This is a genomic window from Paenibacillus sp. 01T424 (genome assembly GCF_056398745.1).
Genome location: NZ_JBFTPZ010000012.1, coordinates 51098 through 70194 on the forward strand (window position 1 = coordinate 51098; position 19097 = coordinate 70194).

Genomic DNA, 19097 nt, shown 5'->3' on the forward strand with positions numbered 1-19097 from the left:
TGATGCCGGAATATGGGGAGGATGAATCCGATGAGCGTATGGCAAACAGCTATTGAGGACGCTTTACAGAAGACGAGGCGGAATATCGGCAAATTTGGCGATCAATTTCCACATGTCAGCACGGACGGTGGCCGCTCGTATGAGTTGAACGCCAATGAGGATTGGACCGACGGCTTTTGGTCCGGCATGTTATGGCTTTGTTACGAGTACAGCGGCGATGACGCATTTCGGCAAGCGGCAGCCCGAACCGTTGAAAGCTTCCGGGAGCGCTATGAAGCGGACCGGGTGCTGGATCATCATGATATCGGATTTTTGTACTCGCTGTCGGCTAAAGCACAGTGGATCATAGAAAAGGATGAAGCTGCGAGGCAGCTTGCTTTAAGGGCCGCCGACAAACTAATGGCAAGGTGGCGCGAGCTGGGTCAATATTTTCAAGCGTGGGGACCTGCTGGCGACTCTGTAAACGGCGGCCGCATTATTATCGACTGCATGATGAATTTGCCTTTGCTTTACTGGGCCTTCGAGCAGACAGGCGATGAACGGTACCGTCAGGCTGCGGTCCTCCATGCTGACAAGAGCCGACGTTATCTGGTCCGCGGGGATGACTCGTCCTATCATACCTTTCATTTTGATCAAAAAAATGGCGAACCGATCGGCGGCGATACAGCTCAAGGCTACACAAACGGGTCGACGTGGACACGGGGACAAGCATGGGGTGTATATGGATTCGCGCTGTCGTACCGGTATACGGAGGATCGGCTTTACCTAGAGACGTCAAAAAGGCTGGCGCGGTTTTTCTTGAGCCATCTGCCAGAGGATGAAGTGGCTTATTGGGACTTTAATGCGCCTATCGAGTCTGGAACGCCTCGTGACAGCTCGGCTTCTGCCATCTTTTGCGCCGGTTTGTTGGAGCTGCTCGATTTGATGGATGAGAGTGACCCGGAGCGCGCGTATTTCGAACGCAGAATACGGCTTGTGATGGAGTCGCTTGTACTCAATTATTCGACCATCAATGAGCCGAATGTGGAAGGCCTGATCAAAAGAGGCTCTTACCATGTTCGAGGCGGATCGTCTCCGGACGATTTTATGATTTGGGGCGATTATTATTATTTGGAAGCTCTGCTTCGCCTAGAGAAGGGGGTCAAAGGGTATTGGTACGAAGATCGATAGAAAAAAACAGTCGAGCAGGTAAAGCTATCCTGCTCGACTGTGTTTACTTAGGGGATGCCTTCTTTAGACCGGACATGTTTTTAAGAACGAGCATAAGGTTTGCAGGTTTCTCGGCAAGTCGGCGGGTGAAGTAGGGGTACCACATGGCGCCGTAAGGGACGTAACAGCGGATGCGGTAGCCTTCCTTTGCGAGCTTCGCCTGTTCATTCATTCGGAGGCCGTAGAGCATTTGGAACTCGAAGGCGCTTTTGGCAATACGGTTCGTGCGCGCATAAGCTTTTACCCAGCTAATAATAGCATCATCATGTGAGGCAATGGCAGTATAGATGCCTTTGTCCAAATGAGCCTTGGCCATGCTTTTGAAATTGTCGATGACCTCGTTTTTATCTTGATAGGCGACCTCACTCGATTCTTTGTAGGCGCCTTTAACGAGTCGCAAGCTTATGCGTGCTTGAAGCATATCGTTAACATCCTGCTCCGTTCGGAATAGGTAAGCCTGCAGCACGGTGCCGACATTGGTTAAGCCTTCTTTGTGGAGCCTTTTAACGATATCGATTGTAGCTTGCGTGTAAGGCGTATTCTCCATGTCAATTCGAACGAAGTTTCGATGGCGCCTTGCATGCTTGACTACGTCTCGAATATTGGCGTAACAAGCCGCTTGGTCAAGAGCGAGACCCATTTGAGTAGGCTTCAGCGATACATGAGAATTAGCTTTTCGATCAGCTATGCCTTCGATTAGCTTCAAATATTGATCTCTGTATGCTGATGCCTCGCTTAAGTCCTGTATACCTTCGCCAAGATGGTCAAGCGTTGCCATAATGCCTAGCTTGCCTAGCTTTTCGAGCTCAAGCAAAGCCTCTTCAAGCGTCTCCCCCGCAATAAATCGGCTCGCGAGTTTTTTTCCATACGTAGTTGAAAGCCTTTCTACCAGAGGAATGCCTGTAATCGTCAATAATGATTTGCGGTACCATTTCGATCCAATGCCCATTCGTGCTGCTCCTTTCCGAAGAACAGTAGTAGGGGTCAAAACTTAGGAGTTCGATAATAGTATATTCAGAAATCATCTTCATCGCGCTATGCAGGCCTAATTATTTAAATAACAAAAAGTGCGTCGGCAGCTTGCGAAGCTGTCCGTCGGAAGGCTTATTAATGACTCTTCCGTTAAAAATGAGCGAGGACGAGCCGCCGCCATCCAGGTTGTAGCCGTCAACGGCGCCATAGCGCTGCAGCAATAGCTGCATTTCACCAAGCGTAGCCCCTGAGCTGCCTGATTCGTTGTAGCCGTCAGCTACAAGAAACAGTAGTTGATCATCCTTAAAATTAGCAATGACGGTCCGTGGCGCGCGCTTTGGACTGGTCTGCCATTTGGCTGGGATCGGTTGTGGAGATCCGCCGCGCAGCAGTACAGGAACAAAGGATGCACCGAATTTCGGGTTTTTGGCATCCAGCTGTTGTTTGCTTGCGAATTTTCCTCCGATGAGCTCATTTTGCTCGTTTAAGCCTACAAAAAACAAATCCGCACGCGGCGGTTCGAAGCTTGTCACGTAATCTCCGTCCACAATGGTTGTGCTTAGCGGATATCTTTTTCCTCGTCCATCTGCAAAGCCGCCTGCATTAATGCCGGCAACAGCTCCGTGCCGGGCTACTGCGGCGAGAGTAGTCTCTGCTTGTCCAAGCTCTTCACCGCCGAGCGACATCGTCATCGCATCTTTGCTCTTAAGCTTCACCTTGAGCGCGTACGCCGAGAAGTTTTCTGCTTTTATGTAGAAAAGCTGCGCTCTTAGCTTGTCCGATTCAATCGTACCGGCGACCTTGCCAAGCTTGCTCGTAATATTGCGGTCGTAAATTTGCAAAGGTCTCATTGCCTGCGATGCAGCCATAGAAGATATCTTTGCCATATCGGCATTCGTTTCTTTGTACAGCTTCAGCTGTCTTTGAATGGACTCTCGTGTTTGTGATGCGGTCTCCTGTGCGAGGTCAAGGCCGGCAGCGGCATGCTTAATATCGGATTCGGGAAGCCTTGTTTGCTCGGTAATGGGCTTCGGAAAGGCTTCAGCAGATAATTGAATAACGATATCAGACAATAACAGCCAGATCATAATGCCTAGAAAAGGTGCACAGGCAAGCAGTGCAGTTCGATTTAACGCTTTGACGGTTATATTCATTTGAGCACGTCCAAGCTCTTTTGCAGCTCATTGAGCTGTTTTTTGACTTCATTCAACTGCGTATACAGCTTGTTGCTGTTGTCCGTTTTGGAAGCGGCGTTGTCCTTCGTGAACGTAAGCAGTTCATTTAGCGCATCGACTTTTGCCTTTAGCTCAGCAAGATCTGCGGTGTAGTCGGTTTCGAGCTTCAGCATGCGAGCCTCATAAGCTTGCTGCATAGCCGCAATTTGGCCAGCGGTTTGCTGCTCCAAGTTTGCGGATAACGTCTGCTGAATCCGTTCGGTATACCATTTGGCGCCCAATATGCCGGAGCATATAATAATGACCCATATGCAGACAAAAAGAAGGAAGGTACGGTTTCCTTTCTTTCTGCGTGTTTTCTTATCGAATTGGCTGGCAGTGCGTTGTTCCAAAATCAAATCACTCATTCTATTCATTCACCTCTCTTGATAGTCACTTGCACGAAAGATCGGATGAACGAACTGCTAGCAAGGGTACATAGATTAGACTTCAATTGCTCCTAAATAGTTGCGGATGTCATCTTATTGTAACAAAGACAAACGTAGATGTCCTTTGCGATATATGGGAATTTCCTGTAAATTTCAAATCGGACCGGAACATTCTCCCTCCTTTCGGCGTCTAACCATAAGGGATGCGGCAGCCGATGCCGCAAATTGGAAGGAGAACAAGATGAAAACACAGAATTGGTTTAAGCAAATGACTAAGCGAGTTCTCATAGCAGGCTTACTCGTTTCGCTGGCAGGTACTGGATTTGGAGTGAAGGAGGAAGTTAATGCAGCTGAGCGTCAGCCGATAAAGGTAGAGTTTGTGCATGGTTCGAAAAAAATGACGATAAACGGCAAGGCGCAGCAAATGACGGCGCCGCTGCCGGTAGTAAAGGGAGTTACAATGATTCCTGTTCGGACGATTGCTGCTTCCGTTGGAGCAAGCGTTTATGCTGATAGTAAAGGCACTCATATCGATACGTATTTCAACAAAGTTACACTGAACAATAATATGCGCGGTGCGAATCGCAACGGAAGCTACGTTGTATTGCCTAATGCAGCTACACAAATTAATGGAACGATGCATGTGCCTTTATCAGCAGTCAAGCTGCTGTGGAATGCGACATATGTGTTTAATGCACAGCTTAAGCAAATTAGCATAACCATTCAGCCGGAGCCAAACGTGCCGCCAGTAGCCCGCTTCGAAGCTCCGTATGAGGTGAAGCTCGGGGAGCCAATCGAATTTAAGGATTTGAGCTATGACCCTGATGGTAAAATCGTGAAGACAGAGTGGACCGGTCGTAAAAGTACATATTTTGAGCCAGGTGTTTATACCGTTACTCAAAGTGTCTACGACAACGATGGCGCACGAAGTGAAGTCGTGTCTCAAGATATTCGTGTAACAGAAGAGGTTATGTATACGCCTTATGAATACTACATGCGTTATGGTAACCCGGGCGATAAATTTGAAGTTGACGGGAAACTAATGAACACCTTCAAAGAGGTGGATACGATTGAATCCAAAGGCGGCCGCACATTGTATATGTCGAATGCGCCGGAGCGTTTCTTTGGAGAAGGTTTGCTGTACGAAGATACTTTGAATGATGCAAGTCGTTTATTCCTTCATCACCGCAACGGCTCAGACGAGCGATTGAAGCTGGCGGTTGTGGTTACGAATAACGAAAGCGAAAGCGTAAAGCTGACGATTGGCAATCGCGGCCTTGCTGGACCAAGCGTTAGTGCAATGCAATTTGGATCGGCTGCAGTGGCTAGATATTTTGCAAGCTCACAGCCGCGCGAGATGATTATTGAGCCTGGCACTTCCGCTGTGCTGCTGCCGGAGCTTGAGAAAATTATTATGAATCCAGACGAAGGTTTCTCGGGCTTGCTTGATGTCGACATGGACGGTAAGCTGACATTTTCCACGATGGCGCTTAAAGTAGACACCGACCCGATTAGTGCAGTGTCTATGGTTACTGAGCTGGAGAAGGTCGGAAATCGCGGCAAGTTCTTCGATACCGATCAATATATTGAAGTGAATGAGAAGGTTGGCGTTACAGAAAGCAAGCTGCGCTTAGGTCAACGTGGCCCTGCTATGGCAGGTGTAGATGCATTGACAGGCGGAATGACAATTAACGGCGGGGAATATGGTGCCGTAACGACGGTCAAGCTCAAAAATGTCGCTTGGGGAACACGGATTATTCTTAATCCTCGAGCGGGAATTTTCCAAGGCGCAGTTAGTGTAAATGGAAAAGTGGTGTACGTCCCTTCAGGCGGTCATGTGAAGGTAGGCGAAGGCGCATTGATCTATACGCAACCGAATCAACCCGCTGGAGCAGCTGGCATGCAGCCTGCGCCAGAAGTAACGATTCAGTATTCATCACCGGGCGCAAGCTCATTACCGATCTTATTCGTATTTTTTCCAGGCTCGGACTTTAAATAACCAATAGAAGGAGGAAACGTCGCTGCCAAGCGATGTTTCCTCCTTTTTTTGTTGTTAGCCCACCTAGTATTGTATAATAGAGATTCATTATCATTTGAACCAACTAGGAGGATGATCAGCATGGATCAACCAATTACAAATAACGGCGCGAGCCGAAAAGAAGCAARAGCAATGTTCGCAGGAGGCTGCTTCTGGTGCATGGTATCGCCATTCGAGGAAATGCCGGGAATTATATCGGTCGTATCCGGATATACGGGTGGACATACGGTAAACCCAACGTATCAGGAAGTATGCTCGGAGACGACAGGTCATGCGGAAGCGGTACAAATTACGTATGATCCTGCGATCTTCCCTTATGAGAAGCTGCTTGATATTTTCTGGAAGCAAATCGACCCTACGGATGCAGGCGGTCAGTTCCATGATCGCGGGGAATCTTATCGGACAGGTATTTATTATTATGATGAAGAGCAGCGCGAGCTGGCGGAAGCTTCTAGACAAGAGCTTGAAGCTAGCGGTCGCTTCGACCGGCCAATCGTAACGGAAATCGAACCGGCACAAGCTTTTTATCCGGCAGAGGACTATCACCAGGGCTATCACAAATCGAATCCGTATCGTTACAAAATGTATCGTAAAGGCTCTGGCCGCGACGCTTTTATTTCACAAAACTGGGCGATTAAGAAAGACCCTGCAGAATTGAAGCAGCGTCTTACGCCGATCCAGTATGAGGTCACACAAAACAGTGGAACAGAACGTCCATTCACAGGGGAGTATTGGGATCACACCGAGGATGGCATTTATGTAGATATCGTTTCTGGAGAGCCGCTGTTCAGCTCCCGCGATAAGTACGATGCTGGCTGCGGTTGGCCGAGCTTCACGAAGCCGTTGCAAGCAGCAGCTGTTTCTGAGCATACGGACTCCTCGCATTATATGGTACGGGTCGAGGTTCGCAGCAAAGAGGGCGATTCTCATCTCGGTCATGTATTTGATGATGGACCGCAGCCGACGGGGCTTCGTTATTGCATCAATTCCGCCTCACTGCGTTTTATCGGCAAGGATAAGCTGGAGGAAGAAGGATACGGCGAATATTTGCATCTGTTTGAGCAATAAGCTTTTAAGCATCTTATTATAGACATTTGGGTGGAGGAGAAGCTGAAATGAACATAGAAGAAGCGATTCGCACGAGAAGAACGATTGGAAGAGTGAAGAAGGACCCTGTTGACCGTGCACTTATTGAACGGTTGTTGGATGCAGCTGTTTGGGCGCCTAGCCATCATAATACGCAGCCTTGGTCATTTATTGTGATGACGGGTGAAGGCAGAGGGCGGCTTGCAGAAGGATATGCGCGTGTATCCGCGGCCGCTGTTCCTGAGCTGAGCGGACAGCCGCTTGAAGATCGTTTGGCTAAAGAACGTACCAAAGCATTCCGTGCCCCAGTCGTTATTGCGGCAGTATGCTCACCGTCGGATGATCCGCGTGCTGTACTGGCAGAGGAGCTTGCTGCTGCTCAAGCAGCGGTGCAAAATTTGCTGCTTTCAGCACATGCGAATGGACTTGGGGCGATATGGCGTTCGGGCGATCCAATGTACCACCCGATTATGAGAGAAACATTCGGCCTGCGTGAACAAGATCAAATCGTAGGTTTTATTTACCTAGGTTATCCGGATATGACGGCTCCAGAGCCGCAGCGTGTACCTGCCACTGCAAAAACGGTGTGGTTGGTTTAATAAATAAAAAAGAAGGCCGTACCGTTCGATTATGCCGAACGATACGGCCCTTCTTTTTATCTGTATTAAATCATTAATTATATGAGCTTTTTCACTTTAAAATTGGCTTGCAGCACATACCAGTTTTGCGGGAACGGTACGCCGAGCACCCAATAGCCGATGCCGCGAAGCTTATATATTTTGACAAGATTGAATTTGGCTTGAACGCTGCGTGCATCCTCATACCAGACCACATGCTCTCGGCCTTCCTTGTCGTAATAGTTATAGTAAGGTGATTGTCCCTCATCATCATATTGAATAGTGGCTCCGTAAGTATTCGCACGAATTACCGCTTCATGCGGACTGATCGTCGGTGCCCACTTTCCGCCTTGGACGTAGGGAAGTGTCCAATCGTAGCCATACAAAGGCATGCCCATTACGATTTTTTGGGGAGGAATAACGCTGAGGGCATATTGCAGCACCTTGTTGACCTCGTTCAGCGGAGCGACGGCTCGCGGCGGCCCGCCCGACCAGCCCCATTCATAGGTCATGAGAATAACAAAATCGGCAATGCGGCCTAGAGCCTGGTAATCATGCGCTTCATATAGTGTGCCTGCTTGGTCGGCATTCAGCTTGGGCGCGAGGCAAACGGATACGAGATAATTTTCCGGGTGCAGGCTGTCGACGAGATTTTGAATAAAATGTTGAAATAACTCACGATCGGCAGGCGGAACATATTCGAAATCAACATTGAGCGCTAGATAACCTTTCTGCTTCATCATAATGAGAATGCTCGATATGAGTTTTTGTTGAAGCCCGGCATCGGCGAGCACCGCATGGGCAGTATCAGGACTGAATGTGCCGTTTTCGAAATTAGTTAGAACCATCATAGGCGTTGTTTGTGTCTGGTAGGCTGCATTTATAATAGCTGAATCATCTAAAAGCGTAAAAGTACCGTCAGCCTGTACACGGTAACTGAATGGGTTTAAATAGGTTAGATGTTGGCCAATGTCCTCAATTAAACGAACACCGGCAGCGTCAAATTTCTGTGTATAGGCGTTTACTTCAATTGTTGGCCGCACGGTTTGAGGAATAACGAGTGTTTGCCCCGGGTAAATAAGGGCGGGATTAGAGATTTTGTTTATTTTCGCGAGCTCCTGCAGTGTAACGCCATATCGCTGGGCGATTAGCCAGAGCGATTCACCGTAATGTACTTTATGAGTGCTTGCATCAGTTGGAATAATAAGCGCCTGACCAATAACGAGTACGTTTGGGTCGCTAAGGCCGTTTGCATCTGTGATATCGTTTATCGACAAATCGTATATTTGAGAAAGCTTATAGATGGAATCTCCTTTTTGCACGACATGAATATGCACCCTATTCGAGCCTCCTTTTTAAAATGATTAGCTATTGCGGTCTCGGCTGCGGTGCCTGCCTGAATGCTAAGAAAAGACTCTTTTATAATGTATTCATTAAATGGCTCTCGCATTCGAATGGGAAATGACAATCCGTTCGCTTAAGGCAGACGGAGAAATGGGAATGATAAGGAAGAGGCCAAAGAAAAAGTACGAAAGCCAATACGAATGGGGGTTGTACAGAATAGTAAAGAAGGTAAGTTTAGGGAATGATCAGGTGCGATACACCTAAATATGGTTATTTCATACGGGATTTCCGATTATTTTGTTCAAAAAAACGAACCTTTATAAAACATTCTCTTTTAATGTTCGTATTTCATTGACAGTGGTTTGGGGATTAGATAAACTAGAATAGGTTTGAGGCGGAATTGTCCGCTGGAACGTATTGCTGTTTGTTTGTCTTCCTACTATTTCATTTAAAGTTTACTCGTATATATTCGGGATCAGGCCTGAATGTTTCTACCCGAGAACCTTAATTTTCGGACTACGAGCAAAATGAGACGATAAGCGATATCGAATCGTAAGGTTTCGGATCGCCATAAAGCAAATGCAAGTCTGCAAAGTGCCTTGTTAGTTGGACACTGGTTGCCTCCTTTACGGGGCAGCCTTCTGTTGTCTTTTCGGCTCTGCAGCACGATTTGTCTCGTCCTCATTGAAGTGAAGCTTGATTGGCCATGGATTCGCATGAATACCGGTCTGTGCTTCCGCTCCGGTCCTGCGGCATCCCCATTCTTATGGCTGCTGAAGGGCCTTTTCTATTTTGGATGTGTTGTTTTATAGGATGCTTGATCATTAATTATCTTATAGATGAAAGTGGGTTTGAACGCATGTCTGCGAAGGTTGGCGTCATCATGGGCAGCAAATCGGATTGGGACACAATGAAATTAGCCTGCGACGTACTAGAGGAATTGCAAATTCCTTATGAGAAAAAAGTCGTTTCCGCGCATCGGACACCGGATTTAATGTTCGAGTATGCAGAAACTGCAGTAGAACGAGGGCTTAAGGTAATTATTGCCGGAGCCGGCGGAGCTGCACATTTGCCCGGCATGGTCGCTGCTAAGACGATTTTGCCGGTTATTGGCGTTCCCGTGAAGTCCTCGAATTTGAGCGGACTTGATTCCTTGCTCTCTATCGTTCAAATGCCTGGCGGCATTCCAGTAGCTACGGTAGCCATTGGCAACGCAGGCGGAACGAATGCTGGACTGCTCGCGGCACAAATGCTGGGAGCGTTTGATCCCGAGGTGCAAGCGCGTGTAATCGCACGTCGCGAGCGTGTAAAGCAGGAAGTGCTGGAAAGCAGTGAGACGTTATGAGTCAAAAAACGGACAAGCAAACGATCCAGACGCTGTTGCCAGGCAGTACGATCGGCATATTAGGCGGCGGGCAGCTTGGACGAATGATGGCGAATGCAGGCAGCGCGATGGGGTATCGCTTCATTGCTCTTGATCCAACGCCGGATGCTCCGACTGGACAAGTAGCAGAGCAAATCGTCGCAGCTTACGACAATCACGATGCAGCGAGGGAGCTTGCAAAACGATCGGACGTCATCACATACGAATTCGAGAATGTGGATGCAGATGTAGCGGCGATGCTGATGGCAGAGTCTTATGTGCCGCAGGGAAGTGAGCTGCTGTATACAACGCAGCATCGGCTTCGCGAGAAGCGGGCGATTGAAGCAGCTGGCGTACGTGTTGCCCCTTACCGCGAGATTCGCAGCGCAGACGAGCTGCGCGAGGCTGTTACCGCCTTTGGAACACCTTGCGTATTGAAAACAGCTATGGGCGGTTACGATGGCAAAGGCCAATGGGTCATTCGCAGCGAAAGCGAAATAGAAGAAGCGTATGAGACCTTAGCACGAGCGCGCGTCCAACTGGTGCTTGAGCAGTTCATTCGTTTTGATAAGGAAATATCAGTTATAGCGGCGAGAAGTCCGCAGGGTGAGATCAAGGTTTTCCCTGTCGCGGAAAACATACACGTCGATAATATATTGCATTTGTCTATCGTGCCAGCAAGAATTACGGAGGATTTGCAGCAGCAAGCAGAACGGCTTGCAGAGCGTATCGCTGAGGGATTAGGCGTAGTTGGTCTAATTGCAGTAGAGCTGTTCGTTACAGCGGATGGTGAGCTGTTCGTAAATGAGCTTGCACCACGCCCGCATAACAGCGGTCACTACACGATGGAAGCCTGCCGAACGTCACAGTTCGAGCAGCATGTACGCGCGGTATGCAATCTGCCGCTCGGAGATACGACGCTTATGAGTCCTGTTGTTATGGTGAACGTGCTGGGTGAGCATGTCGCACCGCTTCTAGAGCTCACAGCTCGCGCGGATGAAGCGGCTAAGCGCTTGAATGTCGCTCCGAAATTGCATTTGTACGGGAAAAAGGAAGCTGTTGTGAAGCGGAAGATGGGCCATGTCAATGTTTTGGCAGAAACGACGGATGCTGCGCTTAGCTGGATCGAAGAAACAACTATTTGGAAGGTGTGAAGCAATCATGTTAGATCGTTACAGCAGACCGGAAATGAGAGCTATTTGGACAGAGGAAAATAAATTCAGAGCATGGCTGGAAGTTGAGCTTTGCGCATGCGAGGCTTGGTCTGAGCTAGGCGTTATTCCGAAGGAAGACGTTGTCGCGCTTCGCGCATCAGCTGATTTCGATATCGATCGGATTTATGAAATTGAGCAGGACACTCGTCATGACGTTATCGCGTTTACACGCGCCGTATCTGAGAAAGCAGGCCCTGAAGGCAAATGGGTGCATTACGGCCTTACTTCTACGGACGTTGTAGATACAGCTATCGGTTATTTGCTTCTTCAAGCTAACGCGATTCTTGTGAAAGATATCGAACGTTTTATCGAAATTCTTAAGAACAAAGCATTGCAATACAAGGATACGCCGATGATGGGCCGTACGCATGGCGTACACGCGCAACCAACAACCTTTGGTCTGAAAATGGCGCTTTGGTATGAGGAAATGAAGCGTAACCTGGAGCGTTTCCACCATGCTGCGAACAACGTGCAGTTCGGTAAAATGTCCGGTGCGGTAGGTACATTCGCAGATATCGATCCTTTTGTTGAAGAATTTGTATGCAAGAAGCTTGGCATTACCGCAGCTCCAATCTCAACACAAACGCTGCAGCGTGACCGTCACGCTGAATATATGGCGACTCTTGCACTCGTAGCCTCTTCGCTTGATAAGTTTGCAACTGAAATTCGCGCTTTGCAGAAGAGTGAGTTCCGTGAAGTAGAAGAAGCGTTCGCAAAAGGTCAAAAAGGTTCATCCGCAATGCCGCACAAACGCAATCCAATCGGCTGCGAGAACATTTCCGGTTTGTCCCGCGTTATTCGCGGACATATGGTTACAGCTTACGAGAACATTGCCCTTTGGCATGAACGCGATATTAGCCACTCGTCTGTTGAACGTATTATTTTGCCGGATGCAACGATGCTGCTTAACTACATGCTGAACCGTTTGGGCAACATCATCAACAACCTGACCGTGTTCCCGGAAAACATGAAGCGCAACATGCAAGCGACATATGGCGTGCCATTCTCTGGCCGCGTATTGACGAAGCTGATCGACAAAGGCTTCAGTCGTGAGAAAGCTTATGACACGGTTCAACCGCGTGCAATGCAGGCATGGGAAACAAAACGTCAATTCCGCGAACTCATTGGTGAGACAGAGGAAATTACAAGCGTGCTGACGACAGAAGAAATCGATGATTGCTTCGATCCAGCTTGGCATCTAAAGCATGTTGATACGATTTTTACACGTCTTGGATTGATTTAAGGGGAGGCTGGCCTGATGACTGCACCATCGCAAGCTCTATCGACAGCTGTCGATTATATTAAAGCTCCGCTGATTTACAAAGGAAAGGTTCGTGAGCTGTACGATCTGGGCGAGCATTTCCTCATCGTCGTAACCGACCGCATTTCCGCATTCGACTACGTGCTTGACCCGGCAGTGCCGGACAAGGGCAATGTGCTGAACCGTTTGTCCGCTTACTGGTTCGAGCAAACCGCTGACATTCAAGTGAACCACGTCGTTCATACCGATGTGGAGAAGCTTGGCGGTCTCGTAACCGAGCCGGAGCTGCTCAAAAACCGGATTATGGTTACCCGCAAAGCGGAGCGCATCGATATCGAATGTGTGGTTCGCGGCTATATCACTGGCGGCGGCTGGAGACAGTATCAGCAAACGTCAGCGATTAACGGTATAGAGCTTCCAGCGGGCCTCCGCAAAAACGAACGTTTTCCTGCTCCAATTTTTACGCCGGCAGCGAAAAACGACGTTGGTCACGATGAGGACATCCCATTTGAGAAAATGGCTGAAATGGTCGGTGCTGAGCTTGCCGAGGAGCTTCGTGACCGCAGCATCAAGCTGTACGAATACGCTCATGGCTATTGCGCAGAGCATGGCATCATCCTTGCCGATTGCAAATTCGAGTTTGGACTCATCGACGGCAAAGTGATCTTGATCGACGAAATCTTCACGCCTGACTCCTCCCGCTTCTGGGCGGAAGGCAATTATGCGCTGGATATCGAGATCGACAGCATGGACAAAGAGCCGGTTCGCACGTACTTGCTAGGCTCAGATTGGGATCGCGACAGCAAGCCAGCACCGCTGCCGGATTCCGTAGTAGCTGAAACAACGTCCCGCTACCGCGATATCTACCGCCGTCTTACTGGCGTAGAGCTGTAGGAAGCTTTGTTAGCTTAGTGAAGAACGGGAAAACGGGCGTTAAATGCTGCGAAATCGAGCTAGGACGCCGAAATTGATGCAATTAACGCCCAAAATTCCCGCTATTCGCAGCAAAGTAGCTTTAAGAGTAGGATCAACAGAAAAAAGGGCGTTAAATGCTGTGAAATCGAGCTAGGACGCCGAAGTTTCTGCAAATAACGCCCAAAGTTCCCGCTAATCGCAGCAAACTAGCTTTAATAGTTGGATTAACGGGAAAAACAGGCGTTAAATGCTGCAAAATCGAGCTAGGACGTCGAAATTAGTAAAATTAACGCCCAAAATTCCCGCTAATCGCAGCAAATTAGCTTTTAGGCTTGATTTAACGGTAGGAATTCCCGTTATATTAAAATCCGCCGCTGAAAGCCGAATGGAATGACTTTAACAACGTTGAGCGAGAGCGATGACGCTGACATAGGGGCGCGGAAGCGCATGCCGCTAAGGCAGGCAGTCAGCGAGAGCGCTGCTGCACCCCATAAGCCTGAGCGCGAAAGCGCAGGGCTGCAAATGCATTACTGACAGGCAGCATAAGCACAGGCCAATCACAATAATCATGGTGGCCAGCGAGAGCGCGGCCGCCAAACAAACGCTTCACCGACCACCCTCGCAAAGGTTTTATCTCAAAGTGTGTGAGCTCGGAGAGCGGGAAGTTGTTGCTGGAGAGCGACAGCGATCGCTTCTTGAAGCCGGGAAATTACCGCAAAGCGTGTAATCAGAATTTCTCGGCTTCGAAAGCGGCGTAAGCAATAACTCCCACGCCCGAGCGGCAATCACATTTTGACGAAAATCTGCTGCGAGAAAAAACCCACATTTTCAGGAGGCTATTATGAAGGCAACCGTCTACGTCACTATCAAGCAAAACGTTTTGGATCCACAAGGAACCGCTGTACAAGGAGCGCTTCACACACTTGGTTTCTCTGAAGTCGAAAAAGTACGCATCGGCAAATATTTGGAGCTTGAGCTTGATACGACTGACCACGCAGAAGCGGAAGTACGCATTAAAGCTATGTGCGAGAAGCTGTTTGCGAACACGGTTGTAGAAGATTTCCGTTTTGAGCTGGAGGGATAGGGCGATGAAGTTTGCAGTACTTGTATTTCCAGGCTCCAACTGTGACATCGATTGCTACAAAGCAGTCGAAGACACGATCGGCCAGTCGGTTGACTACGTATGGCACACAGCTACAGACTTGTCTTCTTATGATGCGATTCTAGTACCTGGAGGCTTCTCCTACGGCGATTACCTGCGCTGCGGCGCAATTGCGCAATTCGCTGCTGTTATGGCGGAAGTTCAAAAAGCAGCCGAAGCAGGCAAATATATTCTAGGCATTTGCAACGGATTCCAAATCTTGACGGAGGCTGGCCTTCTGCCAGGCGCCTTGATTCGCAACAACGGACTGAAGTTCCGCTGCCATCAAGCGCCGCTTGAAGTGGTAAACAACAACACAGCTTTTACCAACCAATATTCGCAAGGTGAAATTATAAATATTCCAATCGCACACGGCGAAGGCAACTACTATTGCGACGACGCAACGCTTGCTGAGCTTAAAGCGAACGATCAAATTATTTTCCGCTATGCGGGCGACACAAATCCGAACGGTTCTGTAGAGAACATTGCGGGCATTAGCAACAAAACAGGTAACGTAGTAGGCATGATGCCGCATCCAGAGCGTGCAGTTGATCAATTGCTTGGCTCGGAAGACGGCAAACGGATGTTTACATCGATTTTGAATGCATGGAGGGAACAACATGGCGCAGCAGTTAACAGCTAAGGAACCGACAGCGGAGCAAATTGCCGAGCAAAAAATTTACAGCCAGTTTGGTGTATCCGATTATGAATTTGAGCTCATTTGCGGCTTTCTTGGCCGTAAGCCAAACTACACGGAGATCGGCGTATTCAGCGTTATGTGGTCAGAACATTGCTCTTACAAAAACTCCAAGCCTATTTTGAAAAAATTCCCGATCACAGGACCTCGCGTTCTCATGGGACCGGGCGAAGGCGCGGGTATCGTCGATATTGGCGACAACCAAGCGGTTGTATTCAAAATCGAATCGCATAACCATCCATCAGCGGTTGAGCCTTATCAAGGCGCTGCCACTGGCGTAGGCGGCATTATCCGCGACATTTTCTCCATGGGCGCACGCCCAATCGCATTGCTGAACAGCTTGCGTTTTGGCCGTCTTGAAAATGAGCGCGTTAAATATTTGTTTGAGCACGTCGTTAGCGGAATTGCTGGCTACGGTAACTGTATTGGTATTCCGACAGTTGCGGGCGAGGTTATGTTCGATGAGAGCTACGAGGGCAATCCGCTCGTTAACGCGATGTGCGTAGGTCTAATCGATCATGATAAAATTCAGCGCGGTGTCGCAAAAGGGGTAGGCAACCCGGTATTCTACGTTGGTCCTGCTACTGGCCGCGACGGTATTCACGGTGCTACTTTTGCATCGGTTGAGCTTTCCGAGGAATCAGAAGAAAAACGTACAGCTGTTCAAGTCGGCGATCCATTCATGGAGAAGCTGGTTATGGAAGCGACGCTTGAGCTTATCAACTCCGGTATCGTTCTTGGTATTCAAGACATGGGCGCAGCGGGTCTTACTTGCTCCAGTGCTGAGATGGCTTCGAAAGCTGGCAACGGCCTTGAGCTTTACCTTGACGAGGTACCGCAGCGTGAAACAGGCATGACGCCTTATGAAATGATGCTTTCGGAGTCGCAAGAGCGTATGCTCTTCGTCGTAGAGCCGCAGCATGAAGCGCAAGCGAAGGAAATCTTTGATCGTTGGGGCATTATTTGCGCCAAAGTAGGTAAAGTAACGGATGACGGTCGTCTTCGTTTGTTCCACCAAGGCCAAGAGGTTGCCGATATGCCGGTTAAAGCGCTCGTTGACGAGTGCCCTGTATACGATAAACCATCCAAAGAGCCTGCATATTACAGCGAGAATGCCGCTGTAGATACATCGGCATATGATGAAGTAACGGATTTGACTGGCGCGCTGGAGAAGGTTCTTGCTTCCCCGACAGTTGCTAGCAAAGAGTGGGTTTACAATCAATATGACTACATGGTTCGTACATCGACAGCTGTTCAGCCAGGCTCCGATGCGGCAGTCGTAACGATTCGCGGCACGCGCAAAGCGCTTGCGATGACAACGGATTGCAACGGACGTTACGTATATCTAGATCCAGAAGTAGGCGGACGCATTGCGGTGGCAGAAGCTGCTCGTAATATCGTGTGCTCAGGCGCTGAGCCGCTTGCTGTAACTGACAACCTTAACTTCGGTAACCCTGAGAAGCCAGAAGTATTCTGGCAGCTTGAGAAATCGGCAGATGGGATGTCCGAGGCTTGCGTCGTGCTTAACACACCGGTTATCGGCGGTAACRTAAGCTTGTACAATGAGAACGCTAAGGGTGCTATTTACCCGACACCAGTAATCGGTATGGTTGGTCTTGTACACGATATCGATCACATCACAACGCAAGGCTTCAAAGCTGAGGGTGATGTTATTATTCTCGTAGGCGAAACAAAAGCGGAAATGGGCGGAAGTGAATTCCAGTACGTTACGCAAGGCGCTGCTGCTGGCCGTCCTCCAGAAATCGATCTTGCTACAGAGAAGAAGGTTCTGGATGCTGTCCTTGGCGCGATTCAAAAAGGTCTCGTAGCATCGGCTCATGACTTGTCCGAAGGCGGTATTGCGGTAGCTGTTGCAGAATCATGCATTAGCGGTCGTCTAGGCGCAGAAGTGGCATTGTCATCTGATCTACGTGCTGATCACCTATTGTTCAGCGAATCGCAATCCCGTATCTTGCTGTCGGCTAAGCCGGATCAAGCAGCGGCATTGCAAGCATGGCTTACAGAGCAAGGCGTTGTTCATGCACAAGTTGGTAACGTTAAAGGCAGCAGCCTGACCATAAGCGTAAACGGAAAATCCGGCATTCAGGCGCCGGTAACACAACTGGAGAAGGTCTGGAAGGATGCGATTCCATGTCTGATGAACAAATAAGACAGGAACCTTTGTTATGGACGGGCGACCACTATAACGAAGGTATTGGCCGTGACGATATGTTTGATAAATTGCGTGAGGAATGTGGCGTTTTCGGGGTTTTTAATCTCCCCGAAGCGTCCAACCTGTCCTATTATGGTCTTCATGCGCTTCAGCATCGCGGTGAGGAAAGTGCGGGAATCTGTACGGTTGATACGAAAAATGGCAATAAGTTCGCTTATCACCGTGGTATGGGTCTCGTAAAAGAAGTATTCAACAAGGAAAATCTCGATATGCTTGCCGGGGATCGCTCTATCGGCCACGTACGTTATTCGACAGCGGGAGAAAGTAAGCTTGCGAACGCACAGCCGCTTATTTTCCGCTATCGCGACGGTGACCTTGCTGTTGCTACAAACGGCAATATCGTGAATGCGCCGGAAATTCGCCGTGAGCTTGAGATGTCGGGCTCGATCTTCCAAACGTCCAGCGACACGGAAGTTATCGCGCATCTTATTGCACGTTCATCGAAGGATTTCGAGACGGCTGCGAAGGAAGCACTGCAGCGCATCGTTGGCGGATTTGCTTTCTTGATTATGACAAACGACAAGCTGCTCGTTGCAGCTGATCCGCATGCTCTTCGTCCGCTTGTTATGGGCCGTATTGGCGAAGGTTATGTATTCTCGTCGGAGTCGTGTGCATTCGAGACAATTGGTGCCGTGTATGAGCGTGATGTACAGCCTGGTGAATTGCTAATTCTTGATGCAGACGGCATGCGCGAGGAACGTTACGCGGAGGTTGACCGCCGCGCAACTTGTGCGATGGAGTATATTTATTTTGCCCGTCCTGATAGTGATATCAATGGCATTAATATTCATATGGCCCGCAAACGGATGGGTCGCCAGCTTGCTTCCGAATCTTTTGTTGATGCGGATATCGTAACGGGTGTGCCGGATTCGAGTATTTCAGCAGCAATTGGATACGCGGAGCAAACCGGTATTCCATACGAGCTTGGCCTTATCAAAAACAAATATACCGGCCGGACATTCATCCAGCCTTCTCAAGAGCTTCGCGAGAAGGGTGTAAAAATGAAGCTGTCTGCCGTTCGTAAAGTGGTGGAAGGCAAACGTGTCGTTATGATTGATGATTCAATCGTTCGGGGCACAACATCGCTGCGGATCGTAAACCTGCTTCGTGAAGCGGGAGCGACTGAGGTGCATGTGCGCATCACATCGCCGCCTTTCAAAAACCCATGCTACTACGGAATTGATACTCCTGACCGCAAAGAGCTCATTGCTTCTTCAAGGACAGTAGAGGAAATCCGCAAGCAAATTAATGCTGATTCATTATCTTTTATAAGCAACGAAGGTTTTGTTGAGTCTGTTGGCGGCAATGATGGGGCTTATAATCGCGGCATGTGTCTAGCTTGCTTCGATAATGACTACCCAACACCAGTTAACGAAGAATCAGACAAAAGCTGCAGCTGTTAAT

General features: G+C 48.9%; 17 protein-coding genes and 1 riboswitch. Of the genes, 12 read left to right on the forward strand and 5 right to left on the reverse strand.

The features are described from left to right. Nucleotides 1-30 precede the first annotated feature (30 nt). On the forward strand, nt 31-1170 hold the full coding sequence (locus AC1DPK_RS11885; RefSeq protein WP_477510451.1) for a glycoside hydrolase family 88 protein: 1140 nt from the start codon (nt 31-33) through the stop codon (nt 1168-1170). Between the two features lie 43 nt (nt 1171-1213). Here the strand turns inward: AC1DPK_RS11885 and AC1DPK_RS11890 are convergent, their stop codons facing one another. The 3 genes from AC1DPK_RS11890 to AC1DPK_RS11900 all read right to left on the reverse strand — a co-directional run bounded on the left by AC1DPK_RS11890 (nt 1214) and on the right by AC1DPK_RS11900 (nt 3763). Then, nucleotides 1214-2158 (reverse strand): proline dehydrogenase family protein, encoded by a 945-nt coding sequence (locus tag AC1DPK_RS11890; RefSeq protein WP_477510452.1) that lies wholly within the window; start codon nt 2156-2158, stop codon nt 1214-1216. A gap of 100 nt (nt 2159-2258) precedes the next feature. Then, on the reverse strand, nt 2259-3335 hold the full coding sequence (locus AC1DPK_RS11895; protein ID WP_339206941.1) for a phosphodiester glycosidase family protein: 1077 nt from the start codon (nt 3333-3335) through the stop codon (nt 2259-2261). Then, nucleotides 3332-3763: a hypothetical protein gene (locus AC1DPK_RS11900; protein ID WP_339206942.1), complete on the reverse strand. Its 432-nt coding sequence runs from the start codon at nt 3761-3763 to the stop codon at nt 3332-3334. The genes AC1DPK_RS11895 and AC1DPK_RS11900 overlap by 4 nt, the downstream gene beginning before the upstream one ends. Nucleotides 3764-4025: 262 nt before the next feature. Here AC1DPK_RS11900 and AC1DPK_RS11905 point away from each other — a divergent pair, with 262 nt between their 5' ends. From AC1DPK_RS11905 to AC1DPK_RS11915, 3 genes are all read left to right on the forward strand, one after another. Next, nucleotides 4026-5783 (forward strand): stalk domain-containing protein, encoded by a 1758-nt coding sequence (locus AC1DPK_RS11905; RefSeq protein ID WP_477510453.1) that lies wholly within the window; start codon nt 4026-4028, stop codon nt 5781-5783. Nucleotides 5784-5903: 120 nt separating this feature from the next. Beyond that, on the forward strand, nt 5904-6890 hold the full coding sequence (gene msrA / locus AC1DPK_RS11910; RefSeq protein ID WP_477510454.1) for a peptide-methionine (S)-S-oxide reductase MsrA: 987 nt from the start codon (nt 5904-5906) through the stop codon (nt 6888-6890). A gap of 47 nt (nt 6891-6937) precedes the next feature. Further along, nucleotides 6938-7507 carry a nitroreductase family protein gene (locus AC1DPK_RS11915; protein ID WP_339206944.1) on the forward strand — a complete coding sequence of 190 codons (570 nt, stop codon included), beginning with the start codon at nt 6938-6940 and terminating at the stop codon, nt 7505-7507. Nucleotides 7508-7584: 77 nt separating this feature from the next. On the opposite strand, the gene AC1DPK_RS11920 is transcribed toward AC1DPK_RS11915, so the two are convergent. After that, entirely contained in the window at nt 7585-8862 is a 1278-nt protein-coding gene (locus AC1DPK_RS11920) for a LysM peptidoglycan-binding domain-containing protein (protein ID WP_477510455.1), read from the reverse strand. 446 nt (nt 8863-9308) lie between these two features. Beyond that, a riboswitch (purine riboswitch) is annotated at nt 9309-9408 on the forward strand. Between the two features lie 320 nt (nt 9409-9728). On the opposite strand from AC1DPK_RS11920, the gene purE reads away from it, so the two are divergent. The 4 genes from purE to AC1DPK_RS11940 are packed head-to-tail and all read left to right on the forward strand — an operon-like array spanning nt 9729 to nt 13601. Continuing rightward, nucleotides 9729-10214, forward strand: coding sequence for a 5-(carboxyamino)imidazole ribonucleotide mutase (purE, locus tag AC1DPK_RS11925; RefSeq protein ID WP_339206946.1), 486 nt, complete (start codon nt 9729-9731; stop codon nt 10212-10214). Then, nucleotides 10211-11386, forward strand: a complete 1176-nt coding sequence (gene purK / locus AC1DPK_RS11930; protein ID WP_477510456.1) for a 5-(carboxyamino)imidazole ribonucleotide synthase — start codon at nt 10211-10213, stop codon at nt 11384-11386. The genes purE and purK overlap by 4 nt, the downstream gene beginning before the upstream one ends. Before the next feature lie 7 nt (nt 11387-11393). Beyond that, nucleotides 11394-12689 (forward strand): adenylosuccinate lyase, encoded by a 1296-nt coding sequence (gene purB, locus AC1DPK_RS11935; RefSeq protein WP_076271100.1) that lies wholly within the window; start codon nt 11394-11396, stop codon nt 12687-12689. Between the two features lie 15 nt (nt 12690-12704). Then, on the forward strand, nt 12705-13601 hold the full coding sequence (locus AC1DPK_RS11940) for a phosphoribosylaminoimidazolesuccinocarboxamide synthase (protein WP_076271099.1): 897 nt from the start codon (nt 12705-12707) through the stop codon (nt 13599-13601). 487 nt (nt 13602-14088) lie between these two features. Here the strand turns inward: AC1DPK_RS11940 and AC1DPK_RS11945 are convergent, their stop codons facing one another. After that, on the reverse strand, nt 14089-14232 hold the full coding sequence (locus tag AC1DPK_RS11945; protein ID WP_477510457.1) for a hypothetical protein: 144 nt from the start codon (nt 14230-14232) through the stop codon (nt 14089-14091). 228 nt (nt 14233-14460) lie between these two features. Here AC1DPK_RS11945 and purS point away from each other — a divergent pair, with 228 nt between their 5' ends. The 4 genes from purS to purF are packed head-to-tail and all read left to right on the forward strand — an operon-like array spanning nt 14461 to nt 19096. Then, nucleotides 14461-14706 carry a phosphoribosylformylglycinamidine synthase subunit PurS gene (gene purS / locus AC1DPK_RS11950; RefSeq protein WP_477510499.1) on the forward strand — a complete coding sequence of 82 codons (246 nt, stop codon included), beginning with the start codon at nt 14461-14463 and terminating at the stop codon, nt 14704-14706. Nucleotides 14707-14710: 4 nt separating this feature from the next. Continuing rightward, nucleotides 14711-15406: a phosphoribosylformylglycinamidine synthase subunit PurQ gene (gene purQ / locus AC1DPK_RS11955; protein ID WP_441907941.1), complete on the forward strand. Its 696-nt coding sequence runs from the start codon at nt 14711-14713 to the stop codon at nt 15404-15406. Beyond that, nucleotides 15384-17630 carry a phosphoribosylformylglycinamidine synthase subunit PurL gene (gene purL / locus AC1DPK_RS11960; RefSeq protein ID WP_477510458.1) on the forward strand — a complete coding sequence of 749 codons (2247 nt, stop codon included), beginning with the start codon at nt 15384-15386 and terminating at the stop codon, nt 17628-17630. The genes purQ and purL overlap by 23 nt, the downstream gene beginning before the upstream one ends. Beyond that, a complete protein-coding gene (gene purF, locus AC1DPK_RS11965) occupies nt 17612-19096 on the forward strand; it encodes an amidophosphoribosyltransferase (protein WP_076271096.1) in 1485 nt (494 codons plus the stop codon). The genes purL and purF overlap by 19 nt, the downstream gene beginning before the upstream one ends. Nucleotide 19097 lies beyond the last annotated feature (1 nt).

Bases quoted from the DNA above. Each gene is read 5' to 3' on its own strand.
- AC1DPK_RS11885 (WP_477510451.1), top strand. From the start codon at position 31: ATGAGCGTATGGCAAACAGCTATTGAGGACGCTTTACAGAAGACGAGG.
- AC1DPK_RS11890 (WP_477510452.1), bottom strand. From the start codon at position 2,158: ATGGGCATTGGATCGAAATGGTACCGCAAATCATTATTGACGATTACA.
- AC1DPK_RS11895 (WP_339206941.1), bottom strand. From the start codon at position 3,335: ATGAATATAACCGTCAAAGCGTTAAATCGAACTGCACTGCTTGCCTGT.
- AC1DPK_RS11900 (WP_339206942.1), bottom strand. From the start codon at position 3,763: ATGAGTGATTTGATTTTGGAACAACGCACTGCCAGCCAATTCGATAAG.
- AC1DPK_RS11905 (WP_477510453.1), top strand. From the start codon at position 4,026: ATGAAAACACAGAATTGGTTTAAGCAAATGACTAAGCGAGTTCTCATA.
- AC1DPK_RS11915 (WP_339206944.1), top strand. From the start codon at position 6,938: ATGAACATAGAAGAAGCGATTCGCACGAGAAGAACGATTGGAAGAGTG.
- purE (WP_339206946.1), top strand. From the start codon at position 9,729: ATGTCTGCGAAGGTTGGCGTCATCATGGGCAGCAAATCGGATTGGGAC.
- purK (WP_477510456.1), top strand. From the start codon at position 10,211: ATGAGTCAAAAAACGGACAAGCAAACGATCCAGACGCTGTTGCCAGGC.
- purB (WP_076271100.1), top strand. From the start codon at position 11,394: ATGTTAGATCGTTACAGCAGACCGGAAATGAGAGCTATTTGGACAGAG.
- AC1DPK_RS11940 (WP_076271099.1), top strand. From the start codon at position 12,705: ATGACTGCACCATCGCAAGCTCTATCGACAGCTGTCGATTATATTAAA.
- purQ (WP_441907941.1), top strand. From the start codon at position 14,711: ATGAAGTTTGCAGTACTTGTATTTCCAGGCTCCAACTGTGACATCGAT.
- purF (WP_076271096.1), top strand. From the start codon at position 17,612: ATGTCTGATGAACAAATAAGACAGGAACCTTTGTTATGGACGGGCGAC.